Annotated in this window: 14 protein-coding genes, 1 riboswitch and 1 other annotated feature; of the genes, 5 read left to right on the top strand and 9 right to left on the bottom strand. The window is 44.8% G+C overall.

All coding sequences use genetic code 11. The features are described from left to right. Window positions 1–10 precede the first annotated feature (10 nt). The 3 genes from ACSQ8O_RS09230 to metA are packed head-to-tail and all read right to left on the bottom strand — an operon-like array spanning window position 11 to window position 3,336. On the bottom strand, window positions 11–1,189 hold the full coding sequence (locus tag ACSQ8O_RS09230) for a trans-sulfuration enzyme family protein (protein WP_056609485.1): 1,179 nt from the start codon (window positions 1,187–1,189) through the stop codon (window positions 11–13). After that, window positions 1,186–2,355, bottom strand: coding sequence for an aminotransferase class I/II-fold pyridoxal phosphate-dependent enzyme (locus tag ACSQ8O_RS09225; protein WP_436241983.1), 1,170 nt, complete (start codon window positions 2,353–2,355; stop codon window positions 1,186–1,188). The genes ACSQ8O_RS09230 and ACSQ8O_RS09225 overlap by 4 nt, the downstream gene beginning before the upstream one ends. Window positions 2,356–2,391: 36 nt before the next feature. Then, window positions 2,392–3,336, bottom strand: a complete 945-nt coding sequence (metA, locus tag ACSQ8O_RS09220; protein WP_056609483.1) for a homoserine O-acetyltransferase MetA — start codon at window positions 3,334–3,336, stop codon at window positions 2,392–2,394. Between the two features lie 114 nt (window positions 3,337–3,450). Then, window positions 3,451–3,577: riboswitch (SAM riboswitch) on the bottom strand. A gap of 242 nt (window positions 3,578–3,819) precedes the next feature. Between metA and ACSQ8O_RS09215 the strand changes: the two genes are divergently transcribed. Beyond that, window positions 3,820–4,047 carry a hypothetical protein gene (locus ACSQ8O_RS09215; RefSeq protein WP_056609479.1) on the top strand — a complete coding sequence of 76 codons (228 nt, stop codon included), beginning with the start codon at window positions 3,820–3,822 and terminating at the stop codon, window positions 4,045–4,047. 303 nt (window positions 4,048–4,350) lie between these two features. Further along, a complete protein-coding gene (corA, locus tag ACSQ8O_RS09210) occupies window positions 4,351–5,289 on the top strand; it encodes a magnesium/cobalt transporter CorA (RefSeq protein ID WP_171630035.1) in 939 nt (312 codons plus the stop codon). Window positions 5,290–5,376: 87 nt separating this feature from the next. Here corA and tyrS read toward each other — a convergent pair whose 3' ends face one another. Next, the gene (tyrS, locus tag ACSQ8O_RS09205; protein WP_436241982.1) at window positions 5,377–6,633 is read right to left on the bottom strand and encodes a tyrosine--tRNA ligase; all 1,257 of its coding nucleotides are present in this window, start codon (window positions 6,631–6,633) and stop codon (window positions 5,377–5,379) included. Between the two features lie 61 nt (window positions 6,634–6,694). Then, window positions 6,695–6,956 (bottom strand) — a binding site (T-box leader). 65 nt (window positions 6,957–7,021) lie between these two features. Beyond that, window positions 7,022–8,035: an HRDC domain-containing protein gene (locus tag ACSQ8O_RS09200; protein WP_436241315.1), complete on the bottom strand. Its 1,014-nt coding sequence runs from the start codon at window positions 8,033–8,035 to the stop codon at window positions 7,022–7,024. A gap of 204 nt (window positions 8,036–8,239) precedes the next feature. On the opposite strand from ACSQ8O_RS09200, the gene ACSQ8O_RS09195 reads away from it, so the two are divergent. Together ACSQ8O_RS09195 and ACSQ8O_RS09190 are read left to right on the top strand one after the other, a co-directional pair. Further along, the gene (locus ACSQ8O_RS09195; protein ID WP_056609472.1) at window positions 8,240–8,533 is read left to right on the top strand and encodes a DUF3055 domain-containing protein; all 294 of its coding nucleotides are present in this window, start codon (window positions 8,240–8,242) and stop codon (window positions 8,531–8,533) included. Between the two features lie 52 nt (window positions 8,534–8,585). After that, window positions 8,586–8,897, top strand: coding sequence for a hypothetical protein (locus ACSQ8O_RS09190; protein WP_436241314.1), 312 nt, complete (start codon window positions 8,586–8,588; stop codon window positions 8,895–8,897). A gap of 61 nt (window positions 8,898–8,958) precedes the next feature. Here ACSQ8O_RS09190 and ACSQ8O_RS09185 read toward each other — a convergent pair whose 3' ends face one another. Beyond that, on the bottom strand, window positions 8,959–10,443 hold the full coding sequence (locus tag ACSQ8O_RS09185) for a tagaturonate epimerase family protein (RefSeq protein ID WP_436241313.1): 1,485 nt from the start codon (window positions 10,441–10,443) through the stop codon (window positions 8,959–8,961). Window positions 10,444–10,619: 176 nt separating this feature from the next. Between ACSQ8O_RS09185 and ACSQ8O_RS09180 the strand changes: the two genes are divergently transcribed. Further along, complete coding sequence (locus ACSQ8O_RS09180; RefSeq protein WP_056609465.1) at window positions 10,620–11,468, top strand: AraC family transcriptional regulator; 849 nt, start codon at window positions 10,620–10,622, stop codon at window positions 11,466–11,468. Window positions 11,469–11,548: 80 nt separating this feature from the next. Here the strand turns inward: ACSQ8O_RS09180 and ACSQ8O_RS09175 are convergent, their stop codons facing one another. From ACSQ8O_RS09175 to ACSQ8O_RS09165, 3 genes are all read right to left on the bottom strand, one after another. Next, window positions 11,549–12,034 (bottom strand): GH36 C-terminal domain-containing protein, encoded by a 486-nt coding sequence (locus ACSQ8O_RS09175; protein ID WP_436241312.1) that lies wholly within the window; start codon window positions 12,032–12,034, stop codon window positions 11,549–11,551. Continuing rightward, the gene (locus ACSQ8O_RS09170) at window positions 11,997–12,224 is read right to left on the bottom strand and encodes a hypothetical protein (RefSeq protein ID WP_436241311.1); all 228 of its coding nucleotides are present in this window, start codon (window positions 12,222–12,224) and stop codon (window positions 11,997–11,999) included. Before ACSQ8O_RS09170 ends, ACSQ8O_RS09175 begins: the two co-directional genes overlap by 38 nt. A gap of 186 nt (window positions 12,225–12,410) precedes the next feature. Further along, a complete protein-coding gene (locus tag ACSQ8O_RS09165; RefSeq protein ID WP_056609450.1) occupies window positions 12,411–13,751 on the bottom strand; it encodes an ABC transporter substrate-binding protein in 1,341 nt (446 codons plus the stop codon). Window positions 13,752–13,829 lie beyond the last annotated feature (78 nt).

The following is a 13,829-nucleotide window of genomic DNA, read 5'->3' as shown; positions in this document are numbered from 1 at the left end:
ACCGTAACACTTAACCGCGCAGAGCTTGTTCCAAATCTTCAATAATATCTTCGATATCTTCCAGCCCAACCGAATATCTCACGAGACCATCTGTAATACCGCGCAATAAACGTACTTCCTTCGGCATAGCAGCATGCGACATCATGGCCGGATAAGACAAGATACTCTCTACAGCACCCAAGCTCACAGCTACAAGCGGGATCTTCACTTTACTTAGCAACTTCTTCGCTTTCTCACCAGAGCCAACATCAAATGAGACGACAGCTCCATAACCAAGTGATTGCTTCTCGTGAATTTCTCTACCTGGGTGGTTAGGCAAACCTGGGTAGTAAACCACGTCGATATCCGGCTGCTCGGTCAGCCATTGTGCTAATCTGCGAGCGCCTTTCTCGGACATTTCCATACGTGCTTGCAATGTCTTCATACCGCGAATGAGCAGCCATGAATCTTGAATGCCGAGCACGTTCCCCATGCCATTTTGAATTTGCTTCATTCGACGACCGAGGCTGTCATTCGCTACAACAGCTAGTCCCGCTAACACATCACTGTGACCGCCAAGGAATTTCGTTGCACTATGCAGTACGATGTCAATGCCTAGCTCAATGGGACGTTGATGATAAGGTGTCATGAATGTATTATCCAACATCGTAAGTAGGTCATGTTCTTTCGCAAAAGCAGCAATCTCACCAATATCCGTAATACGAAGTGTTGGATTCGAAGGTGTCTCGATGAAAACGGCCCTCGTATTGGAACGTAGAGCTGCTCTCACTTCTGCAATGTTCGTCATATCTACAAACGTAGATTCCACGCCCATACGGTTCATAATCGTAGTCAGCAAACGATAAGTACCGCCGTACACGTCTTCTGTACAAATGACATGATCTCCTTGCGACAACAACATCAACGCAGAAGAGATAGCTGCCATCCCAGAGGCGAACGCAAACCCGCGCGTACCACCTTCTAGCAATGCGATGTAATCCTCTAACGCTTGACGCGTCGGGTTACCAGACCGTGTGTAGTCGTATTCTTGGTTCGCTTCCAAATCAGCCTGATGAAAGGTTGAAGCCTGATACAGAGGCACACTGGATGCCCCTGTCGCCTCATCAATTTCAGCGCCAAAATGGATCAGTCTTGTGGCAAATTTGCCATGTGCTTTACGTTTCTCTTTGTCTGAAGAAGAATGGCTCATGATTGTGGTGCTCCTTCCAACTCGGCTTGCGCTGCATCTAGGGCATTCGACAAATCCGCGATCAAATCATCAATATGTTCGATCCCAACAGAGAAGCGAAGCAGACGGTCATCGACACCAATTTGTTCTCTAATTTCAAGCGGAATGTCCGCATGTGTTTGTACAGCTGGATAAGTCATCAAGGATTCAACCCCGCCTAAGCTTTCTGCGAATGCAATGAGCTTAATATGTCGAAGAATCGGTTCAATTAAGCGTGCATCTTTCACCTTGAAGGAGAATATCCCTGTGTTGCCGCTGGATTGTTTATTTTGAATCGCAAAGCCAGGGTGTGATTCAAGCGCTGGATAGTATACGTCTGAAATCAACTTGTGCTCAAGCAAGAAATTTGCAATTGCTGTAGCATTCTGCTCATGACGCTCCATACGCAACGCGAGGGTTTTCATTCCTCTCATCAGAAGCCAGCTGTCTTGCGGTCCAAGCACAGCACCAATGGAATTATGGAGAATAGCCATTTGCTCCGAAAGCTCTTTCCCTTTTGTAACAATCAGACCCGCTAGTACGTCATTATGTCCGCCCAAATATTTCGTTGCACTATGGATAACGATATCGGCCCCAAGCTCAATTGGACGTTGTAGATACGGTGTAAGCAGCGTGTTATCGACGATGGAGACGATGCCCTTTTTACGGGCCCATGTACATACAAGCTCAAGATCTGTAATCATCATCAATGGGTTTGTTGGTGTTTCAATAACAAGCCCCTTCGTATTGGACTGATAAGCACCTTCTAAAGCATCCAAATCATTCGTATCTACATAAGTAGCCGTTACACCGAAACGGGACATGATCCTTTCCAATAGACGATACGTACCTCCATATAAATCCAAGGAAACAATCAAATGATCACCTTGGCTGAAATATGCGAAAATCGTTTGCAATGCCGCCATGCCTGAGGAACACGCAAAGCCTGCATCTCCGGACTCGAGCTGAGCAATAGCGTCTTCTAGTACTTTACGCGTTGGACTTTTCGTACGCGCATAATCAAATCCAGTGCTCTGTCCCAGCTTAGGGTGGCGAAACGCAGTAGATTGATAAATAGGAAAGCTAACAGCACCTGTAACAGGTTCTTCAATAGAGCCAATTTGAGCAAGACGACTTTCGATTTTCAACAAGGGAATTTCCTCCTCAGGGGTATGTGTTCGATTTTACAATTGCGAGCTTGCCAAGCTTTCATTTATGTTTACCGTCAACTCAAAAGGTGTTTCTTGATATACATAATAGTTCAGCCAGTTCGAGAACAGCAAATTCGCATGGGCTCTCCAAGTGTTGTAAGGCAGTCTACTCGGATCGTTATTCGGGTAATAATTGTTCGGGATATCAATCGGCAGCCCTTTGGCCACATCGCGGTCATACTCCCATTTCAAGGAACAAGCATCATATTCCGAATGTCCTGTTACGAAAATATGCTTACCATCGCGTGTTGCGACGATATATACACCAGACTCATCGGATTCTGATAAAATTTCTAAATCCGGACATCGCTCAATATCTTCACGATTAATATCCGTGTGTCGTGATTGCGGAACATTGAATACTTCATCAAAACCGCGCAGCAACTTCGTGTTCGGAACACTTACCGTATGTGGGAATACACCAAATGTCTTCTTCTCTAGCCCATATTTACGTACGCCGAAATGATGGTATAAGCCTGCTTGAGCCGCCCAACAAATATGCAGGGTGGAAGTCACATTCCGCTTGCTCCATTCAAGAATCTGCGTCAGCTCTTCCCAGTAATTCACATCTTCGAATTCCATTTGTTCTACGGGCGCACCCGTAATAATCATACCATCCAGCTTATCGTCTTTGATATCATCAAAAGTTTTGTAAAACATATCTAAATGTTCGAGGGACGTATTTTTGGAAGTATGAGTTTTCGGATGTAGCAACACGAACTCCACTTGCAGTGGCGTGTTTCCGATCAAGCGTAACAGCTGCGTCTCCGTCGTTTCTTTGGTCGGCATTAAGTTAAGCAGGGCAATGCGAAGTGGACGTATATCCTGATGATACGCGACGGATTCATCCATGGTGAAGATGTTCTCTTGGTTTAAAATTTCTTTGGCAGGCAGGTTGTCAGGAATCTTGATCGGCATCCTGTTCACTCCTCTTCTTTAATTTAGGTTTAGTGCGAAATTCTATGTGAAAATGCAAAAATGACCTTCTCTGGAATCAGAGAAAGGCCATGAAAAATCAAAGTCAATGTCCTTCTCTTATCTCCCAGATTCGCTGTAAACAGCGTTTCCGCAAGAATTAGCACCGTGCTCCCCTTTTTGCAAAGGTTTGTCGGTTGCCGGGTGTCATAGGGCTAGTCCCTCCACCTACTCTTGATAAGAAAACGTAACGTATGCGATTAGCATTATCATACTATAAAATAAACGAAAGTCAAGATGGTTAGACTTGTACAATTTCAGTGATCGTAAGAAATTAGTAAATGTAGCCAACCCACCTTAAAAATGATACAATTTGTATTGTGGCAAGCTGTTTAAGTTTAGGTATTTAAGGTTATTACTAAGGATTAGCTTTTTACAGATGATGTTGCTAAACGAATAAGAATTTTTGAAGAAATGAGGGCTATAATGTCAACCCAAACATCGGATAATTTCTCTGCATTCGCCTCCTTACATCGTTATTTTGCCTTTATTGAAACCGACAAACCTACACTTGAGCAAGCCCAAATCGCTGTCTCACAGCTTCACCTCGTTTATGGGGCTGAGAGCGAAGATGATCTGATGAAGCGCGGCGGACCTGAGATCATTCAAATGTACACAGACGTTAAAAATAAGATTTTAAATGCCGCCAAGTAAGTTTTGGCGGTTTTATTTTTTTGGCACAGACTTTGCCTATTCTCCATAAGCTAACTTAACGACAATTCCCCTTATTTCATCAAACTTTTTGGCTTGAAACAGGATATATGAACGGGTATACTAGACAAGTATTCGACACGGACGGAAAAGGAGGGCATACGCTTGGACGGAGAACCGAGGAGTAGAACCTGCAAGGCGAATAAACAATTTCAAAGTGTAGGAATGAAGTCGGTTAATCCATCATCCAGGGCATTGCTCTTCTAGATGTACTAACCGGCTGATTCCATTCAAAGGGGTGGGCAGATGAAAACACGGTTGGTTCAAAATGGTATTTTTACGTTAGTTGATGATGTTACTGCTGCGCTGACACCTCCAAGCCAAGGCTTTTACTGGATTGATGCGGGGATCGAGGACTTGGAATTACTTCAGCCTCTTTTCCATTTGCATGATTTGGCCGTAGAAGATTGCCTTAGTGAGGAAGAACAGCGTCCAAAGATTGAATTTTATGATTCTCATTATTTCATTGTTATTAATAGCATTCGTTTCGATGATGAAGAAATTTTCTTACGCGCACTTAATCTATTTCTAAGCAAACATGTGATCATTACTGTAACACGACAAAAAATTAATGAGCTGCGCGCACTCAAACCCTTCCTCTGGGAGGAAGAAGTGAACAGTGCCGATCGTTTCTTATATCATTTGGTCGATCTCGTGGTCGATAATTATGTGGCGGTCGGTGACCGAATTGAAGCCAAGATTGAGAAGTTGGAAGAAGATATTCTGATGGCGACGAAGAAGTCGCATTTGAATGAGATTATTGGTCTTCGTTCTGAAATTTTATGGCTGAAAAAGGTGCTCGTGCCTCAACGTGACGTCATTGGGACGCTCGGTAAAAAAGAGCTCCGATTGATCGATCATCAGCTTCAGAAGTATTTCGGCGACATTTATGAAAATGCCGTCAAAATCGTCGATACATTCGATACGCTGCGCGATCTGATGGGGAACTTACGAGAAGCTTATCAATCCAGTCTAGCGAACCGCGCCAATGATATCATGCGTGTGTTTACCGCGTTGACGACGATCTTCATGCCCTTGACATTCATTACCGGTGTTTTCGGGATGAATTTCGATAATATTCTCGGACTGCATCTAACCCCTCATGGGGATGAAATCGTGCTAGCCTTTATGGGCGTCCTCGGCATTGCCATGTATGTGCTGTTCCGCAAGAAAGAATGGCTGTGATCAACTCGGATCGATGTATAGATAAAGGGTGACTTCTAGCAGAAACGTAGGAATACTGCCTAGAAGTCACCCTTTTTGGCATTTAACCTAGGATAGCTTGATTCTAACAAATTTCCGTTTCCCGACTTGCAGAATATCGCCATCTACTGGCGTAATTTGCGCATGAATATCAGTCAGCTTCTGTTCGTTGATTTTCACAGCTCCTTGTTCTACGCTTCGCCTAGCTTCCCCATTTGACGCATGCAACGATAAGCTGACTAACAACTTGATAATGGACAAGCTTCCTGCTTCCAGATCGCTGCTGTCTAGGTTTACTTCCTCAATGTCATCTGGCAAACCGCGCTTTTGAAAAACAGTAATAAAATGCTGCTCCGCCTCCTCAGCCGCTTCCACACCGTGGTACATCTCAACATACAATTTCGCCAGCCTAAGCTTGGCATCTCTCGGATGGATCGTACCCGCTGCGAGCCCTTGCCGCAGCTCTTCGATTTCCTCATTCGACAAGGCTGTCGTTAACTCGAAATATTTGAGCATGAGCGTATCTGGAATGGACATGGTTTTACCGAAAATGTCATTCGGCTGCTCATCGATACCGATGTAGTTACGCAGGCTTTTACTCATCTTCTGAACGCCATCCAGTCCCTCGAGCAACGGCATCAGGATCGCCACCTGACCCTCTTTGATCTCATATGCCCCTTGCAGCGTGCGCCCCATCAAGATATTAAAAGTCTGATCGGTTCCACCGAGCTCAATATCACTTTCTAAAGAAACCGAGTCGTAGCCTTGCATAAGCGGGTAGAAAAATTCGTGCACATGTATCGGCTGATTCGCCGCATACCGCTTTGCAAAGTCATCTCTTTCTAGCATGCGAGCAACCGTCACTTTACCAGCAAGTCTTAGCACATCGTCAAAGCGCAGTTCACCTAACCAAGTGGAGTTATAGTAGAAGGATGTTTTGTTTAGATCCAACACCTTGGCTAGCTGGGTCTGGTACGTTTGCGCGTTATGCTTTACGTCTTCCTCCGAAAGCTGTTTACGTGTCTCGGATTTCCCTGTTGGATCGCCGATGCGTCCCGTGAAATCACCAATAATTAGCTGAACCTCATGTCCCAAGTCTTGGAATTGACGAAGTTTGTGCAGGACGACCGTATGTCCGATGTGGATATCCGGTGCAGATGGATCTAATCCTAGCTTTACTTTCAACGGTGTCCCTGTCACTACCGCCTTCATAATCTTTATCTTCAGCGCTTCTTCCGGCACGATTTCCGCAGCGCCTCGTTTGAGGATACTTAATTGATGCTCAACTTGTTGCTGCTGTTCCACAGTAAGCTTATCCCAAGACAACATACGATCCCTCCATTCGATTGGTTATAAAAGAAAACAAAAAAGACAACCTCAACGTCCACAAAGGGACGAGAGATTGTCTCGCGGTACCACCCTAATTAAAGAGATTGGTTGCACGCCTACAAGCATGCCACTTCTCTTTCACTTAGAAAATTAACGACAAATAGTTTGCCGGGTGTAAGCTACTAATGCTCGATAGAGCATATTCCCTCCACCAACTCAGAACTGTAATTCGGACAATATGCTTGCATCGGTTTGCACCTTCCACCGACTCTCTGCAGCAGCGGCATTTCTCCTACTTCGGGCTTCGCCCATGTTCGTCATCGCTTTGACGGATATTAGATTATTGACCATTTAATCATATCCCACATCCCTTTGTCAATGCACATTAACTAGCTGCTTGGATCGCATTTCTTTCCTTCTCTCTGCGAAAACGTAACCGAAGCAGACGCAGCCACTCATAAGCACGGTCGAGCTCTTTCCCCTTCAGTTCTTCCGTCCCGATGAGACTCTTGAGAACAGGCTTTAAATAGCGATCACCTTCAGATTCATATGCATTCCACGCTTTAATTTGCTCCTCCTCTGATATCGAAGATAGTTCAGCTTCCACGAGAGGATCCATATCGTAGCCTTCACGATCCAAATCTTCCACCCACAACAGCAATTCTCTCCGCGGCATCGTCAGATTCGCCTGAAGATCGGCCAAGCTCCCGCCTCCAGCAACGATTTCTAACAGCTTGCGTTTGCTGACTTCACGATCAAGCTCGATTCGCAGCTTCTGCTCCTTCTGAGCAAGGAGCCAACCCTCGAACTTCATCGTATCCACATAGTTGGCAACCCAATCCAACGGAAAACCGTTCGTGCGTGTGCACTCGCCTATCCGTCCAAGCAATTGATCGGCGTACTGTGCTGTTTTCTGCTCACCAAACCCAGGAATTTGTTGAAGCTCTTCCTTGGTCTGTGGCAAGAACACTGAAATCATCCGTAGGACACGGTTCGTTGCAAGGATATAGGGTGCCTTCTTCTCACGAGCAGCCTGCTCACGACGCCATGCACGCAGTGACTCGAACACCTCTTCATTCGGATTCTCCTCACAGTAATACGTTAGCATTTGTGTCATTTTCGCTTTACCTGACAGTCCTTGCGTAAGATCTAATTCCGTGTGTACCAACGGCCGGAAGCCGCTTCGAATTTTCTCACGCAAGCCTTGACGGAATGCAAATAGCATCTCATCCCAACTTATGCCTTGGAACCATTCGTCCTGCGTAAGCTTACCGGTCAAGTCAGGTTCACTCCAATACACACTCCAAATCCCTTGTTCTTCGACAATCGAAACCTGCGCGGAAATCACTTGCTGATCCCCCGAATTCTTCTCTAACGTGTTCAAAAATACAATGTTCATCTCTTTCCATGCCTCCAGACGTTTATATGAAATAGTGTGAGAAAAACGAAAAAGCACCTCTTCCGCCCGCTAGGCAGAAAAGGTGCTTCCCATTTCCAATATCCAAATCATACCATGTTTGACAGTTAGGCGCAAGAACCGTTTTGCCCCCAGACCCTTATCGGTTATAATAGACCCATACTAGAAAGAGAATGGAGGGCCCTCATGTCTGATTATGACTTTTTATATGATCATCAAGAAGAAACAACAACGCGTTTTGTCTGTTTCGTTGGCAATGCTTTACACCGTTTTGACCTCGCTATCATGACCACAACCCGTTATTATGGCAAGAAGCTGGTTATCGATTTGCAATCGGGCCGCAGTGCTGTTATTGGACCGGACGATTTGAATGAAGAAGGCTACCTCGAGCATGTGTTTAAGATCAACGAAGAACAAGCTCAAGAGCTTACCGAATTTTTATCCCAAATTATCGGTTCCATACATTTTACGGATATTTAAGGGATTGTCGGGGGACACTGGAAAAAGCAAAACCTGAAAAGGAGGCTTATCCATGCGTAAGAAGTCACCACACATCAACAATGTAGAGGGATTAGGCTTCCTCTCAGAAGACCGCCTCGCTGCGTACACAGACCTCAAGTCGGTAGAATCACAGCGTAATGACATGATCCCCGAGGAGTTTCCGGAAGGGCCCTATGGCACAAGTATGATGTCAGAATCCCTTGGGAAAAGCACCCCTTGGCGAGAGGATCAACGCCCTACCAATCGTTTTGCTTACGAGAATCGTGAGCTGCACGAAGGTATTACAAGAGACTATCCTGGAGCAGATGATGCAATAGGAGAGTCTACCGAGGGCTTGTCCTAGGTAAGTGAGAAACGCCACGAACACCCGTTAAAGGGATGTTCGTGGCGTTTTTAGTTGTTGATTATTTGCCCAGCAACTCCAAGTGTCTGCCAATATGATGACGAAGTCCTTCAGCAAAGGTATCTTCTTGATCAGCCAATGTTTGGAAGAACTCGTCTGCAAATGTGCGGCTTCCGTCTTCATTTTTCGCTTGAAGAAGCAAACCATACGTGATGTGCAGCAATTGACGTGCATTATTTTCTTCCATGTAATCAGGCAATTGAGCATCCGATACATCACTAAGTGGAACGATTGCTTTGATATCTGTTGTCACGTGGTAGTAAGCTGTCGCTTCAACAAAGTGGTCAAGTGCAAATTGGTGCATACGGCGATACAGCGTAGGGTTCACTTTCGCAACAACACGTACCGCTTCGAGCCAATTTGTACCCGCTGTTTTGATGTGGAACAAACCATTCGTGTATTGCCCGATCAATGGGAACACACTGAATTTATCACTGCCGGAATGGATGCTTAGCTTGTATTCAAAATGAACAGCAATCGCAGCATGACTAGCTAGCTCACGCTCAAATTGCGCGATATCTCCGATGTAGTCGATCCCTTTTTGGAACTCACCACAGAAGCGTGGAGCCATGCTGAAAATCGTAACACCACGGTCACGTAGCTCATTGGCTACCAAATAATGTGCCTCTGGGGAAGTTGGCGTTGCTGTTTCATCAATGGAAATTTCGAAATCAACCGCACGATCAAGTGTAACGATATACTTACGGTAGATCGCTTCCATGAAATTAATAGCTGCATCATAGATCAGCACATCTTTCTTCAAAGCTTCCGCTGTATAGGCAAGAGTAGCTCCTGGTACATTTGGTGCTGTTTGCAGGTAGCGCTCTTCATATCGGCTGCGCAGGCTAGCAGGCAGTTGCTCATATTTTGCTGCGATTTCTGCTTCGCTCATGGATTCAATCGTGTTGTCGATATTCTCGGAGCAATCTAGCGTCAACATCGTAAAACCAAGACGCAACGCGTACTCGATGTCCTCTTCTTTCTTCAAGTGGTCGCCATCAGCGCCGTAACCGTCTGTATAGCCCTCTTGCAGAACCGCATAAGCCGCTGCATCCAATACATCCTCATAGGTGCGACCAGTCAAAGCAAGCTCACGAATACTTTGTTGCGCCAATACAGGACGAATATCTTTGCCGCGGATCGTTTGGATATGACCAGGACTTGCGATACCAAGTCGATCGCCTAAACCCATTGTTGCTACTTGTGTTCCGAACGCTTGTGGCGCTGTGTATGGCAAAAATTTATTGATAATCAAGCGATTTTCATGTGTAAGTGGGGCTACTTTCTCTCCATCTACGATTTCACCTTGCAGTTGGTCGAACAATTCGCCAGATCCTACGACGATTAGTCGTTTTCCCTCTGTTGTGCGTACCATAAGCAATGTTGTATCTCCCACTTGGGTAAGGGAAGATGTATACACTTTAATAACCTCGGATGAGAAGTCGTTTACTTTTCCTGCGCGTACTGCTTCTATAAGTGCGTTCATGTTCAATTTCCTCCTAATTTGCAAGCGTTTGCTATTCCATCTATACATCCATTTTATCGCAAGTAAGGAGCGTTTTCTCTTCATCTATTCCTATTTTCTGCGAAAACTGTTCATATTTTTCACTTCATTTTATGATATACTTCAGTTACCTCATTTCCAAACAAGGAGCAGCGCCTATGTCACGTACCGTCACCTTCGGCAATGAAGATGAAGGCCCTTTCTACATCCAGCATATTCATCGCTCTGGTTCTTTTGAGAGGACCCAGCACATGCATGATATGTATGAACTCTACTATTTATACGAAGGAGAACGCATGTATTTCATTCGTGATCGTTCCTATCTCATTCTTCCAGGAGATTTGGTTCTCATCAATCGACGTGAACTTCATGCCACCTCCGACTCAGATAAACTCGGTCATGCGAGAGTCGTCATTAATTTTAGCGACAGCATTCTGGAAGATACGAAAGAAGCGGCACCTTTTTTACTGGATGCCTTCACGCATGATACGCCTGTATTACGGCTCGATCTGCCCACTCGGCGTCTTGTTGAAGACATGCTAGGTAAATTAATCCATGAAGCCAAGGAGCCTGCGATGGGGCAAACTTTTGCCATGACACACTTTTTAATCGAGTTGTTATTATTCACGGCACGTTTCGTTCGCATACATCCGGTCACTTCACCCGAACACGTTTCTCCCCTGCACCGAAAAATATCTACTATCGTGCGATTTATTAACGCCCATTTCGCTGAACCGATGAGACTCGAGGAGCTTGCAGAGCGATTCGAAATCAGCTCCGCCTATTTAAGCCGAATGTTTAAAGAAATCACCGGATTTTCGCTAGTTGAATATGTGAATCTCGTTCGAGTGCAAGAAGCTCAGAGGCTGTTGGCTACAACGAGGTTGAAAGTCATTGTGATCGCTGAGCAAGTCGGCTTCGGTTCCCTCGTGCAATTCGGACGTGTGTTCCGTCAAATGACGAAAATGACACCGCTGCGTTATCGGCAGTCGGCTGTTTTGCAATAGGTAGGTAGAACAAAACCGTGCTGCTTGGCTCGTTTCGAGACAATCTAAAAAGCCCGCACAATGCGGGCTTCACTTCCAAACTAATCTAACCGTTTAATACGGATCATTATACTTTTATAATCACCACGCAGGCTTACAGCAACACCAAGGTTCATAAGTGTTGAGCCCTGACGGACGAAGGGTTCTCCTTCATCTATATTCACCTCATAGGAGGCATGAGACACTAGGCCCTGTAGAAGCAAATGCCGAACTTCAGAGCCAAAATGCTGCGATTGCAGGAACGTAAAAACAACGCTCTCGCTACGATCCGTGCTGTTATACTGATAAACCGCTACATTCGAAACTCGCAATGATGACAGCCGATACAAATCACCATTGAGAATAACCGGCCTGATCTCCTTATATAGCTCCACATATCTCTTCGCTTTCTCCAATTCTTCTGTCGACCATTTACTGATGTTCGCCCCGATGCCCAAACCGCCCATCATCGCGCTATGGAATCGATAGGATAGAGGAAGGCTCCTGCCGTTAAAACCGTGTGGTGATTCCGTCACCCAACGGATCATAAATAGGAATGGAATAAACAAAAAAATCCTGCTGTAGTGTGATATCCTTATAGGTAAACATAAGCGCCTGTTGAAATGGCAAATCGAGCATCTCCTTGTAATGAGGAATGCTCTGATCCATTTTGACGGACTCGTAGCTAGCCGCTCTAGACCATGAATCTTCCAGCTTATTTTCTTTGCCGAAGATCATGATCCAAATTAAAATTGGATCGATTATACCACATTGTAACATCTATCTTGCTGCTTACAAATTCAACTTTTTGTAGTCTTGATGTTCAAATTTTTGGTTTACGCATAACGCTAAACAGGTACCCACCGTCTAGACACTTGTTCAAAGTGTCCAACAATGAGTACCTGTTTTTTTAAAAATCTCATGTTACTTTTTGTTTTTGTCCAAGATCGCTGTTGCATCTTTACGGAAAGAGACTGCCGCTTCTTGAACCGTTATTTTCTTGTACATTATTTTCTCAGCTGTATCTTTTAGCAGTTTCTCGATTTCGATGGAACCAACTGGGTTCGGAGGATCCATTGGCGCACTGTTTTTCTCAGCCCAAGCGACATAGTCAAATACTTTGATTTCATTCGGGCTTAACAGCGGCTTCAAAGATTCTTTCACTTTGGATGCTACTGGTACTCCACGCTCGCCTTTAATGATTTTATTCGCTTCAATATCATTGATCCAGAAATCAATAAATTTAGCAGCTTCCTCTTGTACTTTGGAACTACTTGATATAGACCAGTACATACTTGGTTTCAAGAATAACCCTTTGTTTGCATCAGGCCCTGGCATTGGCTGCAGAACAAGCTCACGTTTCGAAGCTGTAGCTAGACCAATAAATTGATTAGACCAACCATTGGAGGAAATGGAATTACCCAATGTCAACTCGTCATCTTCTGGTGTGCCTTTCTTTTGTGCAGCCTTATCAAGCGCCAGCACGCTTCCAGCGTCATAATATTTCTTAGAGCGAGTGAAATAATCAACAAACAGCTTATCGTCGGTATAACCTAGGGCTGTGCCTTCTGCGTTATACATTTTTTGCCCAAGAGTACGCAGGTAATATGGGAAGAAAACGTCATCTCTGAATCCGCCCGTGATTTTGCCTGCGGCTTTCGCTTTTTCAGTAATCGCATCCAAATCATTCCATGTCCAGTTCTTTTCAGGAGGCGTAATATTTGCTTTTTTCAACATCTCGAAGTCCATAATGCTGGTCAAAGCATTAACCCCTATGTTCATAGCTACGAGCTTCCCGCCTACTTGACCACCTGAGACAGCATTTGGACTAACGTCATCCACGTTAAGAATTTTGCTCTTCGTAAAAGTCGTCAAATCCGCCAATTGGTTTCTTCCACCGTATTGTGTCAAATAAGAGATGTCCATCTGTATAATATCTGGCAGTTGATTCGCAGCAGCTTGAGGAGCAAGCTTCTTCCAATAATCATCGAAAGCTGCATATTCAGCTTCAATTTTCACGTTCGGATGTGCTTTCTCATACATTTCAATAACTTTCAGCGTATAATCGTGACGCGCTTGACCGCCCCACCAGGCCATGCGAAGCTTTACTGGGTCCTTACTTGCACTTACTGTTGCACTAGGAGTCGTTGTTGTTGTTGGCGCTGTTGTAGCTCCTCCACTTTGGTTACTAGAAGTACCTGAAGAACAAGCGGTTGCTGTGAAAATCATGGATAATGACATTAATGTGACTACTGCCTTTTTCATGGTTTTTCTCCCCTTTGTACATACGTTTCGGTATACGTAATCGCTTACATTTCTATTATCTGCTAAAAATTAACATTC

The sequence above is a fragment of the Paenibacillus sp. LjRoot56 genome (assembly GCF_964253335.1).
Taxonomy (GTDB): domain Bacteria; phylum Bacillota; class Bacilli; order Paenibacillales; family NBRC-103111; genus Paenibacillus_E; species Paenibacillus_E allorhizoplanae.
The sequence above is the reverse complement of the archived record's forward strand: the minus strand, read 5'-3'. Positions and strand labels throughout refer to the sequence as shown.

Excerpts from the sequence above, each read along its gene's own strand:
- metA (WP_056609483.1), bottom strand. The coding sequence starts at position 3,336 with ATGCCGATCAAGATTCCTGACAACCTGCCTGCCAAAGAAATTTTAAAC.
- ACSQ8O_RS09185 (WP_436241313.1), bottom strand. The coding sequence starts at position 10,443 with ATGAACGCACTTATAGAAGCAGTACGCGCAGGAAAAGTAAACGACTTC.
- ACSQ8O_RS09175 (WP_436241312.1), bottom strand. The coding sequence starts at position 12,034 with ATGATCCGTTGGGTGACGGAATCACCACACGGTTTTAACGGCAGGAGC.
- ACSQ8O_RS09180 (WP_056609465.1), top strand. The coding sequence starts at position 10,620 with ATGTCACGTACCGTCACCTTCGGCAATGAAGATGAAGGCCCTTTCTAC.
- ACSQ8O_RS09200 (WP_436241315.1), bottom strand. The coding sequence starts at position 8,035 with ATGAACATTGTATTTTTGAACACGTTAGAGAAGAATTCGGGGGATCAG.
- ACSQ8O_RS09215 (WP_056609479.1), top strand. The coding sequence starts at position 3,820 with ATGTCAACCCAAACATCGGATAATTTCTCTGCATTCGCCTCCTTACAT.
- ACSQ8O_RS09230 (WP_056609485.1), bottom strand. The coding sequence starts at position 1,189 with ATGAGCCATTCTTCTTCAGACAAAGAGAAACGTAAAGCACATGGCAAA.
- ACSQ8O_RS09165 (WP_056609450.1), bottom strand. The coding sequence starts at position 13,751 with ATGAAAAAGGCAGTAGTCACATTAATGTCATTATCCATGATTTTCACA.
- ACSQ8O_RS09170 (WP_436241311.1), bottom strand. The coding sequence starts at position 12,224 with ATGATCTTCGGCAAAGAAAATAAGCTGGAAGATTCATGGTCTAGAGCG.
- ACSQ8O_RS09195 (WP_056609472.1), top strand. The coding sequence starts at position 8,240 with ATGTCTGATTATGACTTTTTATATGATCATCAAGAAGAAACAACAACG.
- ACSQ8O_RS09190 (WP_436241314.1), top strand. The coding sequence starts at position 8,586 with ATGCGTAAGAAGTCACCACACATCAACAATGTAGAGGGATTAGGCTTC.
- corA (WP_171630035.1), top strand. The coding sequence starts at position 4,351 with ATGAAAACACGGTTGGTTCAAAATGGTATTTTTACGTTAGTTGATGAT.